We start from the raw sequence: 24,526 nt of genomic DNA, 5'->3' as shown, positions 1-24,526 counted from the left end.
AAAGATCTCCATCTCGCCTCGGCCCTCCTGCAGGGGCCCGCCGCGAGCCTGCGAGTGGCGGGGGGCAGGAGGGTCCTTCATCAACATCTCTGGATCACTCCCGTCAGCTCCTCGAACGCGGCCAGGCTGTGGCCGGCGACGAACGCGTCCAACGACGGCAGGGCCGCCTGCATGCCCCCGGTGAGCGGCTCGTACCCGGCCCGGCCCTTGTGCGGGTTGACCCAGACCACCGCGTGCGCGAGCCGGTGCAGCCGCGTCATCTGCTCGGCCAGCAGCTCGGTGCCGCCGCGCTCCCAGCCGTCGCTGCAGACCACGACGACCGCGCCCCGGGCGGTGCCGCGCTGGCCCCAGCGGTCGAGGAACGCCTTGAGCACCTCGCCCAGGCGGGTGCCGCCGGACCAGTCGGGGATCGCCGCGCCGCTGGCGGCCAGCGCCTTGTCCGGGTCGCGCAGCCGCAGCTCGCGGGTCACCCGGGTCAGGCGGGTGCCGATGGTGAACACCTCGGTGGCGGCCGGGTGGGCCCGCACGGCGGCGTGGGCGTAGCGCAGGAGGGCGTCGGCGTAGGGGCTCATCGACCCGGACACGTCGACGAGGAGGACGACGCGGCGGGGGCGCGGGCGGGCGCGCCGGTGCAGCAGCCGGCTGACCTCGCCGCCGTCCCGCAGCGCCCGGCGGACCGTCCGCGCGGCGTGCACCGACCCGTGGGCGCTGGGCCGCCGCCGCCGGGACGCCCGCATCGGGCTGGCCGGCCGCAGCAGCGCGAACAGCCGGCGCAGCTCCTCCCGCTCGGCGACGGTCAGCTCGGCGACGTCCCGGTGGCGCAGCACCTCGTCGGCGCTGGCCTGCCCGGCGACGTCGGACGGCTCGTCGTCCTCCCCCTGGCCGGTGCCGGCCTCCAGCGGTGCCGACATCGCCGTGACCGGCTTCGGCGGCACGGCCGACGGGCGGGTCCGCGGCGCCTCCCCGCCGAAGTACGCGGCGAAGGCGGCGTCGTAGCGCCCGAGGTCGTCGGGGCTGCTGCACAGGGTCAGCCGGCCGGCCCAGTAGACGTCCGTGGCGTCCAGCACGTCGAGGGCGCCGACCGCCGCCAGCATCGCCTCCACCCGGTCCGGGGACGCGGCGACGCCGGCCACCCGCAGCGTGCGGGCGAACCCGAGGACGGTGGCGACGACGTCCCGCGGCTCCCGGTCCCCGGGCGGGCCGGGCTCCTGCGGGACCACCGGCTCAGCCGCCACCGAAGAGCGCCCCCCGCGCGAGGGCGTGCACCCGGTCGGTGTCCTCGCGGTACTTCAGCACCGCACCCAGCGTCCGGGCGGCCAGGTCGGGGTCGAGCTCGCGGGCCCCGAGGGCGTGCAGCGCGCTGGCCCAGTCCATCGCCTCGGCGACACCCGGCGGCTTGAGCAGGTCCAGGCCGCGCAGCTTCGCCGTCGCCGCGGCCACCTCGCGGGCCAGCCGCTCGGTCACCTCGGGCAGCCGCGAGCGCAGGATCGCCACCTCGCGGTCGAAGTCGGGGTGCTGCAGCCAGTGGTAGAGGCAGCGGCGCTTGAGCGCGTCGTGCACCTCGCGGGTGCGGTTGGAGGTGAGCACCACCAGCGGCGGGACCTCGGCGCGCACGGTGCCCAGCTCCGGGATGGAGATCGTGAAGTCCGACAGCACCTCGAGCAGGAACGCCTCGAACTCGTCGTCGGCGCGGTCGACCTCGTCGACCAGCAGCACGCTCGGCGAGTCCTCCAGCGCCTGCAGCAGCGGGCGGGCGAGCAGGAAGCGGCGGTCGTAGAGGGAGGCCTCCAGCTGCTGCACGTCCTCGGGGCGGGCGGAGCCGGTGGCGTGGGCGGCCTCGGCCGTGCGCAGGTGCAGCAGCTGGCGGCCGAAGTCCCAGTCGTAGAGCGCCTGGCTGGCCTCCAGGCCCTCGTAGCACTGCAGCCGGTACAGGGGGCGTCCGGTCACCTCCGCCAGCGCCCGCGCGAGCGCCGTCTTTCCGACGCCGGCCTCGCCCTCCAGGAACAGCGGCCGGCGCATCACCAGCGCGAGGTAGGCCGCGGTGGCCAGGCCCTCGTCGGGCAGGTAACCGGTGTCCCGCAGCGCCCCGGCCAGCGCGTCGGGATCGGCGAAGCCCTCCGTCGACCCGGCCGGCGGCACGGTGGTCTCAGTCACGTCGCCGAGCATCCCACCTCGTGGTCGCGCGGGCCGGGCCGCCTCGGGGCCGGCACCCCGGCGCCACCTCGCACTCCACCTCGGACCAGGTCCCGGCGCGGGCCGGGCCGCCTCGGGGCCGGCACCCCGGCGCCACCTCGCACTCCACCCCGGGCCAGGTCCCGGCACGGGCCGGGCCACCCCGGGGCGCGTCCCCCGGCACAGCCCTCAGGGCACGATGGCGGCATGCCCGACCCGCGAACCGGCGACGACCTGCGCGCCTTCGTCGACGCCGCCCCCAGTCCCTTCCACGCCGTCGCGGAGATGTCCCGCCGCCTGGCCGCGGCCGGGTTCACCGAGCTCGCCGAGGCCGACGCCTGGGAGCTGGCGCCCGGGGACCGGCGCTTCGTCGTCCGGCAGGGCAGCCTCATCGCCTTCCGGATGGGCACCGCCCCGGCGGCGGAGGTGGGGCTGCGCCTGGTCGGCGCGCACACCGACTCGCCCACGTTCCGGGTGCGCCCGCGCCCCGACGTCCGGCAGGCCGGCTACCGGCTGGTCGGGGTCGAGCCCTACGGCGGCGGCCTCTGGCACACGTGGCTGGACCGCGAGCTCACCGTGGCCGGCCGGGTCGCCCTGCGCGGTGGCGGGCAGGCGCTGGTCCGGCTCCCCGGCGCACCGCTGCGGCTGCCGTCGCTGGCGATCCACCTCGACCGCGGGGTCCGCGACGGGCTGACGCTGGACCCGCAGCGGGAGCTGGTGCCGACGTGGTCGGCCGACCTCGGCGACGTCCCGGGTCTCACCGCGGCCGTCGCCGAGGCCGCCGGTGTCGCGGCGGAGGACGTGCTGGCCTCCGACCTCGTGCTGGCCGACACCCAGCCCGCGGGGACCGCCGGCGCCGACGGCACCTGGGTGGCCGCGCCGCGGCTGGACAACCTGGCCAGCTGCCACGCCGGCGTCACCGCGCTGGTCGCCGCGCCGGCCGGTCCCCGCACCCAGCTGCTGGTCGCCAACGACCACGAGGAGGTGGGCAGCGGCTCGATGTCGGGTGCGCGCGGCAGCTTCCTGGAGGACGTCGTCGCCCGGCTGGTGGCCATCGGCGACCCCGGCGACCCGCAGGCGCTGCCCCGCGCCCTGGCCCGCTCGCGGCTGGTCTCGGCCGACATGGCGCACGCCGTCCACCCGACCCGGTCGGACCGGCACGAGCCGGCGCACCAGCCGCGGCTCGGCGGTGGGCCGGTCGTCAAGGTCAACGCCAACCAGGCCTACGCCACCGACGCGGCCGGCGCCGCCTGGTTCGCCGAGCGGTGCGCGGAGGCGGGCGTGCCCGTCCAGTCCTTCGTCAGCCGCGCCGACCTGCCCTGCGGCAGCACCATCGGGCCGCTGACCGCCACCCGGATGGGCCTGCCCACGGTCGACATCGGCGCGCCGATGCTGGGCATGCACTCGTGCCGGGAGCTGGCGTCGGCGCTCGACGTCCCCCTCGTCATCGACGCGCTGACCAGCTGCTTCGCCGACTAGGCAAGACCCCGCGCCGACCAGCTGCTCCCACCCACTGAGAGCCGAACGGCGGCCGGGCCCGTGGAGGGCCCGGCCGCCGCCGGTGCTGGGTGCTTCTCAGCCGATGCGGCCGTCCCGGTCGCGGTCGAGGGTGGTCTCGCCGCCCTCCATCTCGATCTGCTCCTTGCGGACGTTCTCGCTGACGGTCTCCTGGTCGGTCACCGTGGTCTTGTCCAGGCGGACGCGCTCGACCGGCACGGCCTCCTTCTGCACGACCGGACGCTCGGCGTGCAGCGTGACCTCGTGCTCCTCCTCGGAGATGGCGGGGCCGTCCATCGCGTTGCCGACGTTCGCCTCGGTGATCGGCTCGCGCTCGACCCGGACCTCCTCGCGCGACACGGGAACGGTCTCGGTGACGTTCTCGCTGACCACGTACTTGCGCAGCCGGGCGCGGCCGACCTCCTCGCTGCGGGTGCCGACCGACAGCCGCTCCTCGGAGCGGGTCATCGCGTTGTCGGTGGTCGGGCCTGAGGTGTCGTGGCCGACGGTGCCGCGGGTGTCGAGGTCGCGGTCGCGGTCCGTGCCGGCCGCCATGCCGGTGGTCGACCGCATGTCGTCCGTGGTGCCCGACATGGTCCCGGTCATGGTGTCGCCGGTCGTCGTGCCCCGGGTCGTCTCACCGGTCGTGGCGAACTGCTGGCCGGACTGCCCGCCCAGGCCGTAGTACCGGTACAGCTCCTGCTCCTCCTGCGGGGAGAGGTGGCCGTCAGTGTCGATCTTCGGGGCGTCCTTCACCCGCTCCTTGCTGACCGGGACGCGTACGCCCTCGTTGGTGAGGTCGGCGCTGTGCAGCGGGACGAAGGACTCCTTGGTGCCGAACAGGCCGGTGCGGACGGTCACCCACTCCGGCTGGCCGGTCTCGTCGTCGAGGTACACCTCGGAGGCCGAGCCGATCTTGTTGCCGGCCTCGTCGTACACGTCCTGGCCGATGACGCGGCTGATGCTCTCGGTGCCGATCATGGTGTGTGTCGCTCCCATCGCTGTGGTCTCACGGGGGGGACTGTCGAAGCGGTCGTCACCAGGGGTTGCCCACCCGGAGATCACGAAACGAGAACGGCATGATCGACACGCGCGGGCACGGCGTGTCGCGGCCGGGCGACCCAGCGCCACGAGGGCCCACGGTCGACGACTCCGCTGGTGGGCGCGCCGTCACCGGTCGCCACCAGACGGGGCCGGAGAAGTCCAGATCGTCCGGTGACCGAGAGTGAGACCGGCGCGCCTCGCGCGTGTCGCGGACCACCGCCCGGCGCGTCCTCCGCGTCGTCGCGCGGACCGCTGCACAGACTCGGGACGTGCCACCTCGCTCCCCCTACGACAACCTCGTCCACCCGCGGACTGTCAGGAAGGCCTCGCCGGAGGTGGAGGCCGAGCGCGACCTCGTCGTGGAGGACCCGAGCTCCGGCTTCGTCGGCGCCGTCGTCCGCTGCGAGAAGGACGTCGTCCACCTGGAGGACCGCTTCGGGAAGGTCCGCGCCTACCCGCTGGGTCCGGGGTTCTGGGTCGACGGCCGGCCGGTCGTGCTCGTGCGGCCGAAGCAGAACGCGCCGTCGGGTCCGCAGCGCAGCGCCTCCGGCTCGACCTACGTGGTCGGCGCCCGCGCACGCGTCGCGCGGGAGGGGCGGATCTACGTCGAGGGCAAGCACGACGCCGAGCTCGTGGAGAAGGTGTGGGGCCACGACCTGCGCATCGAGGGCGTGGTCGTGGAGCCGCTGCACGGCGTCGACGACCTGCCGGGCATCGTGCGCGACTTCCGCCCGTCGGCGGGTCGCCGGCTCGGTGTGCTGGTGGACCACCTGGTGCGGGGGTCCAAGGAGTCCCGGATCGCCGAGCAGGTGACCGGCCGGCACGCGCTGGTCGTCGGCCACCCGTTCATCGACATCTGGCAGGCCGTCAAGCCGCAGGTGGTGGGCATCCGCGCGTGGCCGACCGTGCCCAAGGGCGAGGACTGGAAGACCGGCGTCTGCCGGCGCCTGGACTGGGAGGACGACACCGGCTACGTGTGGGCGCAGCGCATCCTGGCCCGGGTGCGCACGTGGACCGACCTCGAGCCGGCTCTGATCGGCCGCGTCGAGGAGCTCATCGACTTCGTGACGACGGACTGAGGCGCACGCCCGTCACGCCGTGATCATCGGCGGATGGCTGCCGGACACGCCGTCGGTGGCAGCCATCCGCCGATGATCACGCGGGGGTGGAGGTGGGCCTCAGCGCGGCACGTAGTCGAAGGTGTCCGGGTCGGGGCCGGTGCGCTCGCCGCGGTCGAGGGCGGTGATGTCGGTCATCGCGTCCTGGTCGAGCTCGAAGTCGAACAGGGCGAAGTTCTCCTCCATCCGGCTGCGGGTCACCGACTTGGGGAAGACGACGTCGCCGCGCTGCACGTGCCACCGGAGCACGACCTGCGCCGGCGTCCGCCCGGAGCGCTCGGCGACGCGCACGACAGCCGGGTCGTCGAGCACCTTGCCCTGGGCGATCGGCGACCAGGCCTCGGTGACGATCCCGTGCTCGGCGTCGAAGGCCCGCAGCTCGTCCTGCGCCAGGTAGGGGTGCACCTCGATCTGGTTGACCGCCGGGCGCACCTGCGTCTCGTCGAACAGCCGGCGGAGATGGGAGGCGTTGAAGTTGGAGACGCCGACCGCGCGGCAGCGACCGCCGGCGTAGATCTCCTCCATCGCCTTCCACGTCTCGACGTAGTCCACGTCGATGGTCGGCAGCGGCCAGTGGACGAGGAAGAGGTCGAGCGTCTCCAGGCCGAGGTCGGCCAGGGTCTGGTCGAAGGCGCGCAGGGCGTCGTCCCGGCGGTGGAAGCCGTTGTTGAGCTTGCTGGTCACGAAGACCTCGTCGCGCGGGACGCCCGACCGGCGGATCGCCTCGCCGACGCCCTTCTCGTTGCCGTACATCTCGGCGGTGTCGATGTGCCGGTAGCCGATCTCGAGCGCGGCACCGACGGCGTCGGCGGTCTCCTCCGGCGGGATCTGGTACACGCCGAAGCCCAGCTGGGGGATCTCGACGCCGTTGTTCAGGCGGATGGTGGGCACGGTCGCCACAGGGGTGTCCTCTCACGGATCGCGGCGGAGTGCGCGACACCCGGTCGCGCACCTCCTTCCGGGTCGGCCGCTACCCCGCCGCCTCCCGCTCAACCGGGGCGGCGACTGCGTCGTGCGGCACGCTGCCGCCGCGCCGGAGCAGCGGCGCGCCGGCCAGCGCGAGCAGCGCGGCGACGCCGGCGGCCAGCGCGGGCACGGCGAACGCCGCCTCGGCCCCCCACGCGTCGACGGCGGCCCCGGCCAGCGCCGAGCCCGCGGTCACGCCGATGGTGAGGCCGGTGATCGTCCAGGCCAGCGACTCGGTGAGGACGCCGGAGGCCACCCGCGACTCGACCATCGACGTGCCCGACACCAGCACCGGGGCGATGGTGAGCCCGGCGAGGAAGCCGCAGGCGACCAGGACCGGCAGCGAGCCGACGGTCCACAGCAGCTGGGCGGCCACCCCGAAGGCGACCGCCGTCCCCACGAAGCGCGCGGCCAGGGAGCCGGGCAGCCGCGCCAGGCCGTAGGCGAGGCCGGCGAGCAGGCTGCCGAAGGCGAAGACCGCCAGCGCGAGACCGGACAGGGCGGGCGCGCCCTCCGCCTCCGCGAAGCCGACCACCACGACGTCCAGCGACCCGAACACCGCCCCCACGGCCGCGTAGGTCACGACGACGACGAGCAGGCCGGGCGTGAGCACGGACCGCCGGCGCCCGGACGCGCCGCGCACGAGCGGCTGCCCCGGGGGCTCGGTGTCGCGCTGGGCGGCCAGCAGCAGCCCGCCGGCCACGCCGCACACGACGCCGGTGAGGAAGCCGACCGGCGGGGCGATCAGGGTGGCCAGGAGCGTGACCAGCGGCGGACCGAGGACGAAGGTGACCTCGTCGGCGACGGCCTCGAAGGCGAACGCGGTCTGCCGCCCGGACGGGTCCAGCAGCGCCGACCAGCGCGCGCGGACCAGCGAGCCGATGTTGGGCCCGCTGGCCCCGGCGAGCGCGGCGAGGACGAACCAGGACCAGGTGGGTGCCCCGAGCACGACGGCGAGCCAGAACGCGAGCCCGGTCAGCGCGAAGCAGCCCATGGCCACGCGCAGCACCGGCCCCTGCCCGCGGCGGTCCATCGCCCGGCCCCACTGCGGCCCGGCGAGGCCGAAGGAGAGGGCGAGGACGCCGGAGACGGCGCCGGCCACCCCGTAGCTGCCGGTCTCGCCCTCCACGAGCAGGACGGCGCCCAGCCCCAGCATCGGCGCGGGGAGGCGGGCGAACCCGCCGGCGACGGTGAACCGCCGGGCGCCGGGGACGGCGAACAGGCGGGCGTAGGGGGCGAAGACGGTGCGGGGTGACACGGGCTCTCGCGCTTCCTCGCCACGGGCGAGTGCGGGAGGGGGCCCGCCGGGCTCTCGGGTGGCCCGGCGACCGTAGCAACGCCGCCCCTCCCTCCGCTCCCGGCTTCCCGGACGGGGGGCGGCGTCGGCGGGGGCGGCGCGACAGGGCCTCCGAGCACTACATTCGGGCTGTGACCTCGCCGACAGCGCTCCCCGACCCGGTGGTGCGTGCCGCGCCCGTGCCCGGTCCGGGCAGCGGCGGGCTCGTCGACCGCCACGGCCGCACGGCGACCGACCTCCGGGTGTCGCTGACCGACCGCTGCAACCTGCGCTGCACCTACTGCATGCCACCGGAGGGCCTGGACTGGCTGCCGAAGGTGGAGGTGCTCACCGACGACGAGATCGCCCGGCTGGTGCGCATCGGCGTCGAGCAGCTGGGCATCCGCGAGGTGCGGTTCACCGGGGGCGAGCCGTTGCTGCGCCCGGGGCTGCCCGGCATCGTCGCCGCGGCCACCGCGCTGCGGCCCCGGCCGGAGGTCAGCCTGACGACCAACGCCATCGGCCTGGCCCGCGTGGCGCCGGCGCTGGCCGAGGCGGGCCTGGACCGGATCAACGTCAGCCTCGACACGCTGGACCGGGACCGCTTCAAGCAGCTCACGCACCGCGACCGGCTCGACGACGTCCTGGCCGGGCTCGCCGCCGCGCAGGCCGCCGGCCTCACCCCGGTCAAGGTCAACGCCGTCCTGCTGCACGGGATCAACGACGTCGACGCCGTCCCGCTGCTGGACTACTGCCTGGAGCACGGCTACCAGCTGCGGTTCATCGAGCAGATGCCGCTGGACGCCCACCACGCCTGGACCCGGGGCCGGATGGTGACCGCCGAGGACATCCTCGAGCGGCTGTCGGCGGCGCACACCCTGACGCCCGACACCGAGGAGCGCGGGTCGGCGCCGGCCGAGCGCTGGCTCGTCGACGGGGGGCCCGCGACGGTCGGCGTCATCGCCTCGGTCACCCGCTCGTTCTGCGGCACCTGCGACCGCACCCGGCTCACCGCCGACGGCCAGGTCCGCAACTGCCTGTTCGCGCGCGAGGAGTCCGACCTGCGCGAGGCGATGCGGGCCGGTGCCACCGACGAGGAGCTCGCCGGCCGCTGGCGGGCCGCCACCCTGGGCAAGCTGCCCGGGCACGGCATCGACGACCCGAGCTTCCTGCAGCCGGCCCGTCCGATGTCGGCCATCGGTGGCTGACGTGGGCGCGACCGGGACGGTCACCGTCCGCTACTTCGCCGGGGCCCGGGCCGCCGCGGGGGTGGAGACCGAGGAGCGGACGGCGGGCACGCTGGCCGACCTCGTCCGCGAGATCGCCGACGCCCACGGCCCGCGGCTGGAGAAGGTGCTCACGGCCTGCTCGTTCCTGGTCGACGGCGCGCAGGCCCGGGACCCGGAGGCCGCGCTCGCCCCGGGGGCCGTCGTCGACGTGCTGCCCCCCTTCGCGGGAGGATGAGGGCCGCCCCCCGACCCCCGTCCCGTCCCCGGCACCACCGCCGGTGACCGCCCGGCCGGCTCCCGCCGGGGGCCGACCGCCGCAGGAGGAGAGAGGAACATGAGCGTCTTCGACAAGCTCAAGGCCAAGGCCGAGCAGCTGCTCGGGCGGGCCGAGGAGCTGTACGGCGAGTCGCACGGCGACGCCGCCGCCACGCTCGACGGCGAGGCCCGCCGGCTGGAGGGCGAGGTGGAGGAGGAGGTCGCCGAGCGCGCGGAGCACCCGTTCGAGGCCGGCTCCGGGGACGACACCGCTCCCCGCGCCTCCGGCGGGTCCACCGCAGACCCCGACGAGGGGCTGGCCGGCGCCCGCTGAGCGGCGACCCCACCCCGCCACCCACCCCGACGAGGGGCTGGCCGGCGCCCGCTGAGCGGCGACCCCACCCCGCCACCCACCCCGACGAGGGGCTGGCCGGCGCCCGCTGAGCGGCGTCCCGACCCCACCACCGACCCCGCCACCGACCCCGGCCGATGGCTGCCGGGAGGCGCCCGGCACACCAAGCCGATGTCGTTCCGGCACGCCGCCGTGGTGAGTGGGACGGCCCGGAACGGGTAACGAGGTCGGGTATGTCGATCCCGGGGATCCTGGACATGGCGCCCTGGCGGACCTGGCCCGCGGCCGTGTGCGGCGCCCTCGAGTACCTGCACACCCAGTCGACGTGGGACGCCTGGCTCCTCACCCGTGTGGTCGGTGACCGCCAGGTGGTGCTCTCCGCGGAGCCCGTCGACGCCGCGGAACCGGGCGTCAGCCTGCCGTGGGCGGAGAGCTTCTGCCAGCAGATGGTGAGCGGCCTGGCGCCGCGGGTGGCGACGGTGACCGCCGCCGTCCCGGAGTACGCCAGCCGCACGCTGCCCAACGGCATGCGCGTGGCCGCCTACCTCGGCGTGCCGCTGGTCGGACCGGACGACGAGCTGTTCGGGACGCTGTGCGGGGTGGCCGCCCGCGCCCGGCCGCTCACCGCGTCCCGCGACCTGCCGCTGGCCGAGCTGGTCAGCCGGCTGCTCAGCTCGCTGCTGGCGGCCGGCCTGGACCCGGGGCCGGTCCCCGTGCCGTTGCCGCCGGCGCCCCGCGACCCGCCGAGCTGAGCTCCGCCGCCCCGCTCGGCTGCACTGCCCTCAGGGGCAGGCCACCCACTCCTCCTCGCCGTCGGTGAAGACCTGCCGCTTCCAGATGGGCAGCCGCTTCTTCACCTCGTCGACGAGCTCGGCGCAGGCGGTGAACGCCTCACCGCGGTGGGCGGCGCTCACGGCGCAGGCCAGGGCGACGTCGCCGATGCCGAGCAGGCCGATGCGGTGGGACACCGCGACCGCCCGCACGCCGGGGCGGGCGGCGAACTCCCGGGCGAGCTCCACGACGACGTCGGTGGCGCTGGGGTGGCCCACGTACTCCAGCTCGGTCACCGACCGGCCGCCGTCGTGGTCCCGGACGACGCCGGAGAACGAGACGACCGCGCCGGCGCCGGCGTCGGCCACCGCCTGCTCGTGCTCGGCCACCGAGAGCGGCTCGTCAACGACCCGGGCGATCATCGTGGGCGCGATCACGGCGCCGACGGTACCCCGCGGCACGGCAGGTCCCGGCCGGTGACGGCGCGGCCGGCGGGAGCGGTCACCGGACGCCGTCGGGCGGCACGTCCAGGTCGACCGGATCGGCCAGGCCCGTGCAGTCGACCTCGGTGACCGCGCGTCCGGCCAGGTAGCGGCGGGCGCCCTCGTCCCCGGTCGCCGTCTCCGCCACGCCCGGCCAGTGGTCGCGGCCCAGCAGGACGGGGTGGCCGCGGACCCCGTCGTAGGTCGCCACCGCCAGCGCGTCGGGAGCCGAGTGCCCGGCCACCCGCTCCAACGCCGCGGGGGTCATGCCCGGCATGTCGACGAGCAGCACCATCGCGGCGTCGACCCGTCCGGGCCAGCCGCGCAGGCCCTCGAGCCCGGTGCGCAGCGAGGAGGCCATGCCGGTCTCCCAGTCCCGGTTGGCCAGGACCGTGGCGCCGTCGAGGTCCGCCGTCCGCCACACGTCGACCGCCCGGGCGCCGAGCACGACGAGCACCGGGTCGCAGACCGCCCGCGCCGTCCGCACGGTGCGCTCTACCAGCAGGCTGCCCTCGTACTCGACCAGCGCCTTCGGCATCCCGTAGCGGCGGCCGCCTCCGGCGGCCAGGACGAGGGCAGCGGTGGACGTCACGGGGCCAGCCTCCCAGCGGGCTGTCCACCGGTCTCCTCGGCGGGTCTCCTCGGCGGGTCTCCTCGGCGGGTCTCCGCACCGGGCTCGTCACCGGGCTCCTCACCGGGCGTAGACGGCGACCTCGGAGGCCTTCACCGACGCCCACAGCTGCGCGCCGAGGGCGAGGCCCAGCTCGGCGAACGCGGCGGCGGTGACGTCGGCCTGCAGGGGCACCTCCCCGTCGAGCTCGCAGCGGACGGTGGTGCCCTGGGGGGTGGCGCCGGCCAGGCGCACCGGCCAGACGTTGCGCGGGCTCCCCCGGGGACGCTCGGGCCACAGCGCGACGGACTCCGGCCGGACGGCGACGAGGACCGGCCCGGACGCCTCGGTGGCGACGGCGACCCGTCCGCCCGCGTCGAGCCGGACGGACGCGCCCTCCCCGGTGCCGGGCAGCAGGGCGAGGCCCACGAGGCGGGCCACGTAGTCGGTGCGCGGGCGGCGGGCGACCTCGGCGGGGGCGCCGGTCTGGACCACCCGCCCGTCCTCGACCACGACCACCCGGTCGGCCAGGGCCATCGCGTCGACCGGGTCGTGGGTGACCAGCACGGTGCTGCCGGCGAAGGCGGCCAGGTGCCGGCGCAGCTCGGCGCGCACGGTCAGCCGCGTCCGCGCGTCCAGGGCCGAGAGGGGTTCGTCGAGCAGCAGCAGCGCCGGCTCGCCGGCCAGCGCGCGGGCCAGCGCGACCCGCTGCGCCTGGCCGCCGGACAGCTGTCCCGGCCGCCGGTCGCCGAGGTCGGCGAGGTCGACCCGGGCGAGCCACTCCGCGGCGGCCGCGCGCGCCTCCCGTCGCGCGGCGCCTCGGGAGCGCAGGCCGAACGCGACGTTCTCCGTGACGCTCAGGTGCGGGAAGAGCAGGTGGTCCTGGAAGACCATGCCGAGCCGGCGGTGGTGCGGCAGCACGTGGACGGCGGCCGCGATGTCGTCCCACGGTTCGCCGTCGACCTCGACCCGGCCGTGGTCGGGCGGGAGCAGGCCGGCGAGCACGCGCAGCAGGGTGGACTTGCCCGCGCCGTTGGGCCCGAGGACGGCGAGCACCTCGCCGTCGGCCACGGAGACGTCGAGTTCCACGTGGAACGCGCCCCGCTGCACCCGGATCGCGGCGGCCAGGCTCACGGCGCCGCCCCGGCGCGGCCCAGCCACCGGCCGCGGAGCAGCAGCAGCGTGGCCAGCGAGACGGCGAGCAGGACCAGGGAGAGCACGATCGCCGAGTCGGGGTCGCGCTGCAGGGCGAGGTACACGGCCAGCGGCATCGTCTGCGTCGTGCCGGGGAAGTTGCCGGCGAAGGTGATCGTCGCGCCGAACTCGCCCAGCGCCCGCGCCCAGCAGAGCACCGCCCCGGCCGCGATGCCGGGTGCCACGAGGGGGAGCGTGACGCGCCGGAACGTAGTCCACCGGTCGGCGCCCAGCGTGGCCGCGGCCTCCTCGTAGCGCGCGTCGGCGGCGCGCAGCGCGCCCTCCACGCTGATGACGAGGAACGGCATCGCGACGAAGGTCTCGGCGATGACGACGGCGGTGGTGGTGAACGGGATGGTGAGGCCGAACGCCTCGTCCAGCCAGCGGCCGATGATGCCCTGGCGGCCCAGCACCAGGAACAGGGCGACGCCGCCGACCACCGGTGGCAGCACCAGGGGCACCGTCACCAGCGCCCGGAGCACCCCGCGGCCGCGGACCCGGGAGCGGGCGAGCACCCAGGCCAGGGGCACGCCGAGCACCAGGGAGACGGCGGTGGCCAGGGTCGCCGACAGCAGGGACAGTCGCAGCGCCTCGCCGACGCCCGGGCCGGTCAGGTGCGGCCAGAGCTCGCTCCACGGGGTGCGGACGAGCAGCCCGGCCAGCGGGAGCACCAGGAACGCGACGCCGAGGGCCGCGGGGACGAGCAGGGGGAGGGGGACCCCGCCGTCCCGGCGCCGCGCTCGCCGACGGCGGCGCTGGGGGCTCGGACCGTTCGCACGGCCCCGGCTGGTCGCAACTCTCTTCGGCGGGACGTCGGCGTCCTGGGCCTGGACGTCCTGGGCCTGGACGTCCTGGGCCTGGACGTCCGGGGCCTCGGCGTCCTGGGCCGCGGCGTCCTGGGCCTGGACGTCCTGGGCCTGGGCGTCCTGGGCCTCGGCGTCCTGGGAGCCGCTCACGCCGTCCGGAAGCCGGCGTCAGCCAGGGCGGCCTGCCCCTCGCCGGAGGTCACGAGGTCGACGAACGCCCGGGCCGCCGCGGCGTTGGGGGCGTCCGCCAGCACGCATACCGGGTAGTCGTTGACCGCGTCGTCGGCCTCGGGGAACGCGATGCCCTCGACGGAGTCGCCGGCGGAGACGACGTCCGAGGCGTAGACCAGGGCCGCGTCGACCTCGCCGAGCTCGACCTTGGTGAGGGCGGCGCGCACGTCCTCCTCCTGCGTGTCCGGGACGGCGGTGACCCCCGCGGCCGCGAGGACGTCCTCGGCGGCGGACCCGCACGGGACCTCCGGGGCGCACACGGCGAGCGTGAGGTCCTCGCGGGCGAAGTCCGCCAGGCCCGTGACGCCGGCGGGGTTGCCCTCCGGCACGGCGATCTCGAGCACGTTGGAGGCGAAGACCTGCGGGTCGCCGTCTGCCAGGCCGGCATCGGTCACGACGGTCATCTGTGCGGGGTTGGCCGAGGCGAACACGTCGGCCGGCGCGCCCTGGGTGATCTGGGTGGCCAGCGCGGAGCTGCCGGCGAAGTTGAACTGCACGTCCAGGTCGGGGTGGTCCTCCTCGAGCCGGTCGCCGAGGTCGGTGAAGACGTCGGTGAGCGAGGCCGCGGCGAAGACGGTGAGCGTGCCGGTGAGGTCGCCGCCCCCGCCGCCCCCGCCGCCGCTGCCGCCGTCCCCCGCCGCGCCGGTGTCGCCGTCCGCTCCGCAGCCGACGAGCAGCGCGACCGCGGACGCGGCGACCAGGAAACGGGTGGGGATCCGCATGCGCGGGACACTAGCGGCTCGATCGGCCCGCACGCACGGATCAGGGCACGTCGACGCTGACCTGGGTGGCCTTCACCGTGGCGACGGCGCGCACCCCGACGTCCAGGCCCAGCTCGTCGGCGGCCTCCCGGGACATCAGCGAGACCACGCGGAAGGGGCCGGCCTGGATCTCCACCTGGGCCATCACCGTGTCCCGGACGACGCGCGTGACGATCCCGGCCAATCGGTTGCGCGCCGAGGAGTGCCGTGTCGCGCCGGGCTCGGGCGCCTCGTGCAGGCCCGCCGCCACACCCGCCAGGGCGGCACCGTCGACGACCGCCGGCCCACCGCCCTCGCGCGAGGCGGGCAGGCGGCCGCTGTCGATCCACCGCCGGACCGTGTCGTCGCTGACCCCGAGCAGCTCGGCGGCCTCGGCGATCCGGTAACTGGCCATGACCGGAGACGGTAGCCAGCACGCCCACCACCAGGAGGATGGCCGCTCGGACGGGACCCCGGGAGGCGTGCCGCGTCGAGACGCGCGACCCGACTCCGCGCCGTCCATTGAGCGGCCGACGAGGACGGCCGCCCGCACGTCTCCGCCCGACGCAACGAGGCCAGCCGCCCGCACGCCTCCGTTGGATGAGACGACCTAACCGCCCTCGAACCCTCGGCACTGCTGACCGACCGCCCTCACACCCCCCGCACCGCTGACCGATGGACTCACGCACCGCAGCACTGCTGACCGATCGGCCCGCACACCTCGGTGCGACACCCCGATCCCCCCGCACGACGAACCGGCCGCCTGCCACCGGCGACCGTCAGAACGGGGGCGCCGGCCCGTCTCTCCTGGCGGCAGGTCGCCCGCACACGAGCTCACGCAGCCGCTCACGTCGCTCCGTCGGGGACAGCCGCCGCCAATCCGTTGCCGGACCCCGCTCGCTGCCACCGGTGGACGAGGGCTGGCTGCCGTCGGTCCCGAAGCGCGGGGGCACGGTGGTGATCGTCGTACCGCCGGGCAGGACCCAGACCAGCCCATCGCCGGGCGCCCCCTGGAGGCGCCAGCCCGGGGCCTGGTGGGACAGCCGGTGGTGGTGCTCGCACAAGCTCTCGAGGTTGTGGTGCGCGGTCGGGCCGTGCGGGTGCGGCACGCGGTGGTCGAGGTCGCCGCGGCGCGCGCGGGCACGGCAGCCGGGGAAGCGGCAGCGCCGATCCCGGAGCCGGACGAACCGGTCGAGCGGACGGGAAGGCCGATAGCCGGCGGTCTCGCCCGGAGGGCCCAGCCCCCGGCCCTCGCTGGCCGCGCTGCTCAGCTCGACGGTGTTGGTGAGCGCGAGCAGGCAGCCGGTCAGCTTTTCGGTCACGGCGATCCGCGGACGCTCCGCGAGAGCGGCGCCCTCCAGTCGGCGCAGGTCCAGGAGCTGGGCCAGACCCAGCTGCGCAATGTCCTGCTCCGCCCCGTCCGCGCCACCCGTGGACGCCGCCCCTTCCGCCCCGTCCGCGCCGCCCGTCGACGCCGCTTCAGCCGCCCGGGCCGCGCCACCCGTGGACGCCAATGCCTCAGCCGGAGCCGGCACGACGCCGGCATCTCCCGTCGCAACCCTCACGCCCCGCTCCAGCGCAGCAACGGGCTCGGGCGCGAGCGAAGTGGGCCGCCGGTGCGGCTCGACGCCCGGCCGGGGCAGCAGGCGGAAGGCATGGGCCATCTCCCGCACGAGCACAGCGGGAACGGCGTCGCCATCGAGCTCGCCGGGCTCGTCCGCATCCGGGCCGACCCCGGTCAGGGTGTCGACGCCGGCGACGAGAGTCAGCAGGACCTGGACAGGCGAGCGGCCGTCTGCGTCCGGCCGCAGGATCAGATCGGCCAGGCAATCGGCCATCCGCTCGTCCAGGCTGCGAGGATCCGGGTTGCCGTCCTCGCCCGTCGCGCAGGCCACGGCATGGGCGCGCAGCGCCTCCCAGCAAGCGCGGGCGACCGGCGCCGGGAGCGACGCGGACAGCACGGCCATGCCGTCCTCGGCCGGGTGCCGGGACACCTTCCGCCCCCGGATCGCCGCGGTCAGCCGTCGCACCGCAGCTTCGGCGTCGATGCGGGCCACCGCCCGCCGGGTGCACTCACGCAGCTGGGCGACCGTCTGTCGCGGCGCCCGCGGCAACACCCGCGCCTCCACCGCGGACTTCTTGTCCGCAGCCACGGGGCGCACGAGCTCCACCAGCGCCCGGGCCTGCGCCCAGGTGATGTCCCCCGCCTCCAGGGCCGCCAGGGTGCCCGGCAGATGCTCGGCCATCTCCACGGCCTCGACCAGCAGCGTCGCTGCCGCCGAGGTGGACACCTGCAACCGGGCGGCGATCTCGGCCACCGCCCACTCGCTGACCGCGGTCAGCGCCGCCGGCCGGGACGCCCGAGTCACTACCGACGCCGCGCCCCTCTCCCCTGGCTGTCGATCCCACGACGCCGGGCGGCATCCGGCAAAGGCCGCCAGGGCGCGCACGCGCGCACCCGCCAGCTGGGCGAGCCCCCGCTCCGTCTCGACGGCCACGTCCAGCCACCTGGCGCCCTCGTCGAGCAGGCGGGCCCGGGGGTCGTCCGGCACCTCCGCCACCCGGCCGGATCCGCTCTCCTGGGGTGGCACGTCCGGCCGGCTCAGCACCTCCGGCCGCTCACCGGGACCAGCCGATCCCGCCACGGGACGCACCGGCCCGCACCCCCGGCGGCCGTGCACGGCGTCGACGATCCAGACGCCGCGTGGGCGGCGGACGTCGATCCGGGCCGGGAGGGCGCGCAGCCGGGTGGCCAGCGCAACCTCCACGAGCGACTCGACGCCGCCCTCGTCGACCCATCCGATCTCGTACACATGTTCGATCATAGCCTCAGGACCGGCCGCTCACCAGCGCAAACAGATCTGTGGACGACGAGTCCGCCTGTGGATGGATCTCCCTGCCTCCGCCCCTCGTCGGTCATCGTCGACGCATGCGGACAGCCCTCGACGCCCTCGACGCCCTCGACGCCACCGACCGCACCGACCGCACCGACCGCACCAGCGGACCCGACCTCCCGACCACCGCAGCGAGGGACACCCCCGACGCCGCCGCTCGCAGCCGGCGACGCGCACAGGACGCCTGGCCCCGGGAGCGGCGCCGAACGGGAGAGCTCCGCCCGGGCGCCCGTCGTTTGCCGATCTCCGACCGCGGGCAGCGGCACCGGGTGCCACACAACCCGGCGGGGAAGACCGCTGCCGTCCGCACCCGCCGGCTCCGCGAGGTCGCCCGCGACGTCCTCGGCTATGACGACCTGCGCCCCGGCCAGGAGGAGGCCATGCAGGCGGTGCTCGGCGGGCGCGACACCCTGGGGGTCCTGCCGAGCGGCGCCGGGAAGACCGCGGTCTACCAGGTCGCCGGCCAGCTCCTCGAGGGGCCAGTACTCGTCGTGTCCCCGCTGATCGCGCTGCAGCACGACCAGGTGCAGCGCCTGGAGGACCTCGACGGGTTGACCGGGCGCCCCGCCCAACTGAACTCCAGCCTCTCGGCCGGCGACCAGCGCGCGGCCCTCGAGGGTCTGGCGGACGGAACGGTCCGCTACCTGTTCCTGGCTCCCGAGCAGCTGGCGAAGCCCGAAATCGTGGAAGCCGTGGCGGCAGCCGGCCCCGCACTGTTCGTGGTCGACGAGGCCCACTGCGTCTCGGCCTGGGGGCACGACTTCCGCCCCGACTACCTGCGGCTGGGCGCGGTGGTGGAGCAGCTGGGTCATCCCACGGTGCTGGCGCTCACCGCGACCGCCGCACCGCCGGTGCGTGCGGAGATCGTCGAGCGGCTGGGCATGCGCGACCCGGCCGTGGTCGTCGCCGGCTTCGACCGGCCCGAGATCCGGCTGGAGGTCGAGCAGCACGCCGACGCGCACGGCAAGCACCAGGCCGTGCTCGACCGGGTGCTCGCCGAGGTCGGCGCCGGACACGTCCCGGGCATCGTCTACAGCGCCACCCGCAAGGGCACCGAGGAGGTCGCGAACGACCTCACGGAGCGCGGGCTGCGCGCCCGGCCGTACCACGCGGGCCTGGGCAAGAGCGAGCGCGAGGACACCCAGCGGGCATTCATGGACGACGAGCTCGACGTCGTCGTCGCCACCACCGCCTTCGGGATGGGCATCGACAAGCCCGACACCCGCTTCGTCGTGCACGCCGAGCCCGCGGACTCCGTCGACAGCTACTACCAGGAGATCGGCCGCGCCGGCCGCGACGGCGAGCCGGCCCTGGCAGTGCTCGTCTACCGGCAGGAGGACCTCGGACTGCGCCGCTTCTTCGCCGCCGGGGCACCCGCCGAGGAGGAGCTGCAGCAGGTGGCCGGCCTGGTCGCGGCCGCCCCCGTCGCCGGAGTGGAGGACGGCGTGGAGATCGCGCAGCTGCGGGAGGAGACCGGCCGCGGCGCGACGCCCCTGGCCCGCGACCTGAACCTGCTCGAGCAGGTGTCGGCCGTCGTGCTGGACGAGGACGGCGCCGCGCATCCCGCCGAGGGCGGTCCCGGACCGGCGGAGGCGGCCGCGGCGGCCCGCGAGCTGGCCGAGCACCACGAGCGGGTCGACCAGAGCCGGGTGGAGATGATGCGCGGATACGCCGAGACCACCGAGTGCCGGCGGCAGTTCCTCCTCGGTTACTTCGGCGAGCAGCTCGAGGAGCCCTGCGGGAACTGCGACAACTGCTCGGCCGGGTCCTCCCGCGAGCAGCCGGCCGCGGAGGGCGACGACAGCCCCTTCGCCGCCCAGACCGCGGTGGAGCACAGCGAGTGGGGCCCGGGGGTCGTCATGCGCGTGGAGGACGACCGCGTCGTCGTCCTGTTCGAGGAGGTCGGCTACAAGACGCTCGGACTGGCCGCCGTCCTCGCCAACGACCTGTTGCGCCCGCGCACACCGGCCTGAGCCCACCCGTCAGAGATCTCGGCCTGCGGAGCAGGCGTCCCACCCCGAGGATCACCAGCAGAGCCGGGCGTCGCGCCCGGGAGTGAGGAGCGCACGCGTGAAGGTCCTCGGCATCAACGCGATCTACCACGACCCGGCGGCAGCGCTGGTCGTCGACGGCCGGATCGTGGCCGCCGCGGAGGAGGAGCGGTTCAGCCGGCGCAAGCACGGCAAGCGGCCGCTGCCCTGGAGCGCGTGGGAGCTGCCGGAGCTCTCGGCCGCCTGGTGCCTGGCCGAGGCGGGCCTGCGGCCGGAGGACCTCGACGCCGTCGCGTACTCCTTCGACCCCGCCCTCATGGGGACGCCGGAGGAGTCCGGGCTGAACGACCCCGGCGACGTCATGCGCAAGATGTATGCCGAGAAGGCCCCGGAGTTCCTGGCCCACGCGCTGCCCGGCCTCGACCCGGCCAAGGTCCGGTTCGTCAAGCACCACGTGGCGCACGCCGCCTCCGCGGGTCTGGGCGCCCCCACGGCCGACAACTCGGTGCTCGTGCTCGACGGCCGCGGTGAGGCGCACAGCCACCTGGCCGGCCGCTACACCGACGGGCAGCTGGAGATCCTCGCCGGGCAGGCCCTGCCGCACTCCATCGGCCTGCTCTACGAGGACCTGACCGACCACCTGGGCTTCCTGCGCAGCAGCGACGAGTTCAAGGTCATGGCGATGGCCAGCTACGGCAAGCCGCGGTTCCTCGGCGAGCTGTCGGAGCTGATCGTCGTCACGGACGACGGCGGCTTCCGGACGCCGAGGATCGACTTCAGCGAGTACGCCCCGCGGCTGACCAAGGGCGACGACTGGACGCCCGACCACGCCGACCTGGCCGCGAGCGTCCAGCAGCGCGTCGAGGAGGTGCTGCTGGACCTCGCCCGCTGGCTGCACGAGCAGACCGGTGACCGCACTCTGACCCTGGCCGGCGGGGTGGCCCTCAACTGCGTGGCCAACACCCGGATCTTCGCCGAGACACCGTTCGAGCAGGTGTGGGCGCAGCCGGCCGCCGGCGACTCCGGCACCGCCCTGGGCAGCGCCCTGCACGTCGCCCGTGGCCTCGGGGAGACCACCCAGCCGATGCCTGGCGCCGACCTCGGCCGCGGCTGGTCCGACGAGGAGATCCAGCAGTGGCTCGACACCGCCGCCATCGAGTACGAGCGGCCGCGCGACGTGGCCGACGCCGTCGCAGAGATGCTCGCGAACAACGGCATCGTGGCCTGGTTCCAGGGCCGCAGCGAGTTCGGGCCGCGCGCGCTGGGGCACCGCTCGCTGCTGGCCCACCCCGGCTACGAGGCCAACCTGGAGCGGATGAACAACGTGAAGGGCCGGGAGCAGTTCCGCCCGGTCGCCCCGATGGTGCTGGCCGAACGGGCGGCCGACATCTTCAGCCGCGGGCCGATCCCCTCCCGCTACATGCTGTTCGTGCACGACGTGGCGCAGGAGTGGAAGGACCGCATCCCGACGGTCACGCACGTCGACGGGACGGCGCGGATCCAGACCGTCGACCGCGCCGAGGAGCCGCTGGTCGCCCGCATGCTCGAGTGCTTCGAACGACGCACCGGCCTGCCCGTCGTGGTCAACACCAGCCTCAACACCGCGGGCCGCCCGATGGTCGACGACCCCCGCGACGCCCTGGAGTGCTTCGGCTCGGCCCCGGTGGACCTGCTGGCGATCGGTCCCTTCGTGGTCCGCCGGCGGAGGTCCACGCTCGCCGGCTGAGCCGACCTCGGGAGTGGCCCGAGCGCGCCCGCCGGGTAGGTCTCCCGAGGACCGGGTGGCCCGCGCCGGCGCACCGCTCCCCCGGCCTGCAGAGCCCGGACGCGGCAGCGGCGGGGCACCCCGGCCCGGGGTGCCCCGCCGCTCAGGTGCCCCGCCGCACGGGAGTGCCCGTCACCCGGGAGCGCCCCCGATGCCCCGGCGCCTCGCCGCTCAGGTGCCCCGCCGCTCGGAGGAGCCCCGCCGCTCGCGGGCACCGGGCCGCTCAGGGGCTGAGCGTCGTCCCGAACGAGCCGCCGGCCAGCTTGGCCATCAGCTGCGTCCGGTCCAGCCCCACCGCCTCCAGCGCGGACGCGTCGGCGTCGGTGTCGATCTGGTCGGGCAGTTGCGCCTCGACCTTGTCCGCCGTGTCGTTGTCACCCTCGGTGCGCAGGGTCCTGACGAGCTCCTGCTTGTCCAGCTTCACGTGCGCTCCCGTCCTCGGTCGGCTCCGTCCCGGCCGAGTGTCGTACCGGTCACACCCGACTGCCACCCCACGGCCGGCCAGGACGGCCCCGAGCGGGCGCGCGCCCCGGTGCCCGGGACCTCAGCCGGCCTTGCTCGGGGGCTCGCCGGCGGCCCGCGCCGCGGCGGCCCGCGCCGGGTCGTAGGCGCACGCGTCACCGACGTCGGTGATCGGCTGCGAGGCGGACGTCTCCCCCGCCGGGGGCGTCTCCCCCGCCGGGGGCGTCTCCCCGGCCGGGGGCGTCTCCCCCGCCGGCGACGGCGGGGCGCTGGAGCTCGGCACGGCCTCCGGCGACAGCGCGGCCAGCACGATGATCCGCATCTTGTCGTAGTCGGGGTAGGCCGGGTCGATCACGGTGTTGTCGAACACGACGCTCGTCACCTCCCCGGACTTCACCTCGTCCCCGAGCTCGACGAAGTCCTGCAGCGCCGAGCGGGGGATGTCGGTGCTCACGATGTCGCGGGTCGCGGCGGCCAGCTCCTGGTAGCTGCGGAGCAGCGTCAGCGGGTCGGCGGCGTCGATGATCGCGTCGATCGTGCAGCGCTGGCGGGCCATCCGGTCGTAGTCGGTGAGCCCGTAGCGGCCGCGGGCGAACTGCAGGGCGGTGAAACCGTCCATGTGCTGGTCCGGCCCCGGCGCGATGTAGCCGTCCGGCAGCTCCTGGCCGGTGATCCCGTTGATCGGCACGTAGTAGTTGACGTTGACCGTGATGCCGCCGAGCGCGTCGACCAAGCGCGCGAACCCGTCGAGGTTGACCAGCACGAAGTAGTCGATGTCGAGGCCCAGCGCCTCACCGACGCCGAGCTTGAGGAAGTCGGCGCCCGGGTCGTCGGTCGGGCCCAGGATGCCCGGGTGCGCCTCCGGCCCGTTGCGGTAGATCGCGTTGAGCAGCCCCTCGCTCTCGCTGCTGCCCTCGAAGCCGTCGGGGTAGACCTCGGCCAGCGGGCTGTCCGGCGGGAACGGCAGCTCCTCCAGGTTGCGGGGCAGGCTGAACAGCGTCGTGTCGCCGGTGCGGGTGTCGATGCTCGCCACGATGACCGTGTCGGTGCGCACCCCGTCCCGGCCCTCGCCGCCGTCCCCACCGAGCAGCAGCACGTTGACCCGCGGCTGGTCGGCGAAGGGGTCCGGCTCGTCCACCACGGTCGCCGACTGCCGGTCGTCGGCGAACACGTCGTCGATCAGCCCGGTCTGCGCGACCGCCACCTGGCCAACCAGGTAGGCGGGGTAGACGACCCCCGCGACCAGCGCGGCCACGAGGAGCCCGCCGACGACGTGCCGCCCGCGCGAGGCGGGCCGCGGCAGCAGCGCCCGGTAGCCGAGGACGACGACCGCCACCCACAGCAGGGCGACGGCCACCACGCCGGCGAGCAGCCAGCGCAGCTGCACCGTGTCGACGGCGATGTGCACCGCCGTCGAGCGCCCGGCCGTGGCCAGCCAGACCCCGCCGCCGACCAGCAGCAGGAAGGCCGCGAGCACGGCGAGCCCGGTACGGCGGCGCCCGGCGGCGAGGAACCCGGTGCCGGGCAGGACCGCGTTGGCGACCGTCCAGCCGAGGACGGCCGCCAGGCCGCGCCGCCGCGGGGGCGCCTCCGCCGCCGTGTCCTCCGCCGGGGAGCCCGAGCCGGCGGCGGTGCGCCGGTCCGCCCGGCGGGAGCGCCGGGACCCGGGCGCGGGAACCGGCGGCAGGTCGGCCCGCGCGGACCCGATGGGCCGCGTCGCGTCGTCCGCGTCGGTCACGCACGCACTCCTGCGCGCTCGGTGCTCATCAGGCCATGGTCCCATCCGTCCAGGTCACGGGAGGCGCGCCCGCTGACGACGAGGGCCGGTTACCCCCATCGGGTGGATACGTAAGCTCGTCAGGCGTGCGCCTGGCCACGTGGAACGTCAACTCGATCCGATCCCGAGTCGACCGCGTGGTCGCCTGGCTCCAGCGCTCGGACGTCGACGTCCTGGCTCTCCAGGAGACGAAGTGCCGGGACGACCAGTTCCCCGAGGACCGGTTCCGTGAGCTCGGTTACGAGGTCGCCCACGTGGGCCACTCGCAGTGGAACGGCGTCGCCGTCCTGTCCCGGGTCGGGCTCTCCGACGTGCAGGTCGGCTTCCCCGGGATGCCGTCGTGGTCGGCCAAGGAGGGCGTGGACCCGGCGCCGGAGGCCCGCGCGCTCGGCGCCACCTGCGACGGCGTGCGGGTGTGGAGCCTGTACGTGCCCAACGGCCGCCAGCTCGGCGACCCGCACCTGGACTACAAGCTCGCCTGGCTGGAGGCTCTGCGCGTCGCCGCCGGGGGCTGGCTGACCGAGGACGCCGACGCCCCCATCGCGCTCGTGGGCGACTGGAACATCGCCCCGCAGGACGACGACGTGTGGGACATGTCGGTCTTCAGCGCCTCCACGCACGTGTCGCCGCCGGAGCGGGAGGCCTTCCGCGCCGTCGTCGAGGCCGGCTACGCCGACGTCGTCCGCCCGTACACCCCCGGGCCGGGCGTGTACACCTACTGGGACTACACCCAGCTGCGCTTCCCGCGGCGCGAGGGCATGCGGATCGACTTCGTGCTCGGCTCACCGGCGCTGGCCCGGCAGGTCTCCGGCGCCCGGATCGACCGCGAGGAGCGCAAGGGCAAGGGCGCCAGCGACCACGCGCCCGTGGTCGTCGAGCTGGCCGGCTGAGCCT

23 protein-coding genes and 1 pseudogene are annotated in these 24,526 nt (G+C 75.5%); 9 read left to right on the top strand and 15 right to left on the bottom strand.

The genetic code is table 11. The features are described 5' to 3' along the window. Positions 1-80: 80 nt before the first annotated feature. Both ACI781_RS04510 and ACI781_RS04505 read right to left on the bottom strand, forming a co-directional pair. Complete coding sequence (locus ACI781_RS04510; RefSeq protein ID WP_456564873.1) at positions 81-1,235, bottom strand: vWA domain-containing protein; 1,155 nt, start codon at positions 1,233-1,235, stop codon at positions 81-83. Then, the gene (locus tag ACI781_RS04505) at positions 1,225-2,154 is read right to left on the bottom strand and encodes an AAA family ATPase (protein ID WP_456564872.1); all 930 of its coding nucleotides are present in this window, start codon (positions 2,152-2,154) and stop codon (positions 1,225-1,227) included. Before ACI781_RS04505 ends, ACI781_RS04510 begins: the two co-directional genes overlap by 11 nt. 225 nt (positions 2,155-2,379) lie before the next feature. On the opposite strand from ACI781_RS04505, the gene ACI781_RS04500 reads away from it, so the two are divergent. Continuing rightward, positions 2,380-3,651: a M18 family aminopeptidase gene (locus tag ACI781_RS04500; RefSeq protein ID WP_456564871.1), complete on the top strand. Its 1,272-nt coding sequence runs from the start codon at positions 2,380-2,382 to the stop codon at positions 3,649-3,651. 96 nt (positions 3,652-3,747) lie between these two features. On the opposite strand, the gene ACI781_RS04495 is transcribed toward ACI781_RS04500, so the two are convergent. Further along, on the bottom strand, positions 3,748-4,650 hold the full coding sequence (locus ACI781_RS04495; protein WP_456564870.1) for a DUF2382 domain-containing protein: 903 nt from the start codon (positions 4,648-4,650) through the stop codon (positions 3,748-3,750). A gap of 332 nt (positions 4,651-4,982) precedes the next feature. Here ACI781_RS04495 and ACI781_RS04490 point away from each other — a divergent pair, with 332 nt between their 5' ends. Beyond that, positions 4,983-5,792, top strand: coding sequence for a DUF3097 domain-containing protein (locus ACI781_RS04490; protein ID WP_456564869.1), 810 nt, complete (start codon positions 4,983-4,985; stop codon positions 5,790-5,792). 99 nt (positions 5,793-5,891) lie between these two features. On the opposite strand, the gene ACI781_RS04485 is transcribed toward ACI781_RS04490, so the two are convergent. Together ACI781_RS04485 and ACI781_RS04480 are read right to left on the bottom strand one after the other, a co-directional pair. Continuing rightward, positions 5,892-6,731: an aldo/keto reductase gene (locus ACI781_RS04485; protein WP_456564868.1), complete on the bottom strand. Its 840-nt coding sequence runs from the start codon at positions 6,729-6,731 to the stop codon at positions 5,892-5,894. A 70-nt stretch (positions 6,732-6,801) separates the two neighbouring features. After that, complete coding sequence (locus ACI781_RS04480) at positions 6,802-8,055, bottom strand: MFS transporter (RefSeq protein WP_456564867.1); 1,254 nt, start codon at positions 8,053-8,055, stop codon at positions 6,802-6,804. 170 nt (positions 8,056-8,225) lie between these two features. Here ACI781_RS04480 and moaA point away from each other — a divergent pair, with 170 nt between their 5' ends. The 4 genes from moaA to ACI781_RS04460 all read left to right on the top strand — a co-directional run bounded on the left by moaA (position 8,226) and on the right by ACI781_RS04460 (position 10,661). Further along, positions 8,226-9,281: a GTP 3',8-cyclase MoaA gene (gene moaA, locus ACI781_RS04475; protein ID WP_456564866.1), complete on the top strand. Its 1,056-nt coding sequence runs from the start codon at positions 8,226-8,228 to the stop codon at positions 9,279-9,281. After that, entirely contained in the window at positions 9,274-9,537 is a 264-nt protein-coding gene (locus ACI781_RS04470; RefSeq protein ID WP_456564865.1) for a MoaD/ThiS family protein, read from the top strand. Before moaA ends, ACI781_RS04470 begins: the two co-directional genes overlap by 8 nt. Before the next feature lie 99 nt (positions 9,538-9,636). Beyond that, a complete protein-coding gene (locus ACI781_RS04465) occupies positions 9,637-9,891 on the top strand; it encodes a hypothetical protein (protein ID WP_456564864.1) in 255 nt (84 codons plus the stop codon). A gap of 251 nt (positions 9,892-10,142) precedes the next feature. Beyond that, entirely contained in the window at positions 10,143-10,661 is a 519-nt protein-coding gene (locus ACI781_RS04460; protein ID WP_456564863.1) for a GAF domain-containing protein, read from the top strand. Between the two features lie 30 nt (positions 10,662-10,691). Here the strand turns inward: ACI781_RS04460 and ACI781_RS04455 are convergent, their stop codons facing one another. The 8 genes and pseudogenes from ACI781_RS04455 to ACI781_RS04420 all read right to left on the bottom strand — a co-directional run bounded on the left by ACI781_RS04455 (position 10,692) and on the right by ACI781_RS04420 (position 17,556). Then, the gene (locus tag ACI781_RS04455) at positions 10,692-11,117 is read right to left on the bottom strand and encodes a molybdenum cofactor biosynthesis protein MoaE (protein WP_456564862.1); all 426 of its coding nucleotides are present in this window, start codon (positions 11,115-11,117) and stop codon (positions 10,692-10,694) included. A 64-nt stretch (positions 11,118-11,181) separates the two neighbouring features. Then, positions 11,182-11,754, bottom strand: a complete 573-nt coding sequence (locus ACI781_RS04450; protein WP_456564861.1) for a nucleotidyltransferase family protein — start codon at positions 11,752-11,754, stop codon at positions 11,182-11,184. A gap of 99 nt (positions 11,755-11,853) precedes the next feature. Next, the gene (locus tag ACI781_RS04445; RefSeq protein WP_456564916.1) at positions 11,854-12,309 is read right to left on the bottom strand and encodes a TOBE domain-containing protein; all 456 of its coding nucleotides are present in this window, start codon (positions 12,307-12,309) and stop codon (positions 11,854-11,856) included. Between the two features lie 120 nt (positions 12,310-12,429). Next, a pseudogene (locus ACI781_RS04440) lies at positions 12,430-12,849 on the bottom strand (ATP-binding cassette domain-containing protein); the annotation flags it as partial. Between the two features lie 53 nt (positions 12,850-12,902). After that, complete coding sequence (modB, locus tag ACI781_RS04435) at positions 12,903-13,922, bottom strand: molybdate ABC transporter permease subunit (RefSeq protein ID WP_456564860.1); 1,020 nt, start codon at positions 13,920-13,922, stop codon at positions 12,903-12,905. Beyond that, positions 13,919-14,725 carry a molybdate ABC transporter substrate-binding protein gene (gene modA, locus ACI781_RS04430; RefSeq protein WP_456564859.1) on the bottom strand — a complete coding sequence of 269 codons (807 nt, stop codon included), beginning with the start codon at positions 14,723-14,725 and terminating at the stop codon, positions 13,919-13,921. Before modA ends, modB begins: the two co-directional genes overlap by 4 nt. A 40-nt stretch (positions 14,726-14,765) precedes the next feature. Beyond that, positions 14,766-15,158: a TOBE domain-containing protein gene (locus ACI781_RS04425; protein ID WP_456564858.1), complete on the bottom strand. Its 393-nt coding sequence runs from the start codon at positions 15,156-15,158 to the stop codon at positions 14,766-14,768. Between the two features lie 364 nt (positions 15,159-15,522). Beyond that, on the bottom strand, positions 15,523-17,556 hold the full coding sequence (locus ACI781_RS04420; protein WP_456564857.1) for a DUF222 domain-containing protein: 2,034 nt from the start codon (positions 17,554-17,556) through the stop codon (positions 15,523-15,525). A gap of 116 nt (positions 17,557-17,672) precedes the next feature. Between ACI781_RS04420 and ACI781_RS04415 the strand changes: the two genes are divergently transcribed. Together ACI781_RS04415 and ACI781_RS04410 are read left to right on the top strand one after the other, a co-directional pair. Then, on the top strand, positions 17,673-19,610 hold the full coding sequence (locus ACI781_RS04415) for a RecQ family ATP-dependent DNA helicase (RefSeq protein WP_456564856.1): 1,938 nt from the start codon (positions 17,673-17,675) through the stop codon (positions 19,608-19,610). Positions 19,611-19,707: 97 nt separating this feature from the next. Further along, positions 19,708-21,354 (top strand): carbamoyltransferase family protein, encoded by a 1,647-nt coding sequence (locus ACI781_RS04410; protein WP_456564855.1) that lies wholly within the window; start codon positions 19,708-19,710, stop codon positions 21,352-21,354. A 262-nt stretch (positions 21,355-21,616) separates the two neighbouring features. Here the strand turns inward: ACI781_RS04410 and ACI781_RS04405 are convergent, their stop codons facing one another. Both ACI781_RS04405 and ACI781_RS04400 read right to left on the bottom strand, forming a co-directional pair. Then, the gene (locus ACI781_RS04405; RefSeq protein ID WP_456564854.1) at positions 21,617-21,817 is read right to left on the bottom strand and encodes a hypothetical protein; all 201 of its coding nucleotides are present in this window, start codon (positions 21,815-21,817) and stop codon (positions 21,617-21,619) included. 120 nt (positions 21,818-21,937) lie between these two features. Next, on the bottom strand, positions 21,938-23,593 hold the full coding sequence (locus ACI781_RS04400) for an LCP family protein (protein ID WP_456564853.1): 1,656 nt from the start codon (positions 23,591-23,593) through the stop codon (positions 21,938-21,940). 125 nt (positions 23,594-23,718) lie between these two features. On the opposite strand from ACI781_RS04400, the gene ACI781_RS04395 reads away from it, so the two are divergent. Next, positions 23,719-24,522: an exodeoxyribonuclease III gene (locus tag ACI781_RS04395; protein WP_456564852.1), complete on the top strand. Its 804-nt coding sequence runs from the start codon at positions 23,719-23,721 to the stop codon at positions 24,520-24,522. Positions 24,523-24,526 lie beyond the last annotated feature (4 nt).

It is taken from the genome of Blastococcus sp. SYSU D00695, assembly GCF_054050555.1.
Note: the sequence above shows the minus strand (reverse complement) of the source record. Positions and strands in the feature narration are given on the sequence as shown.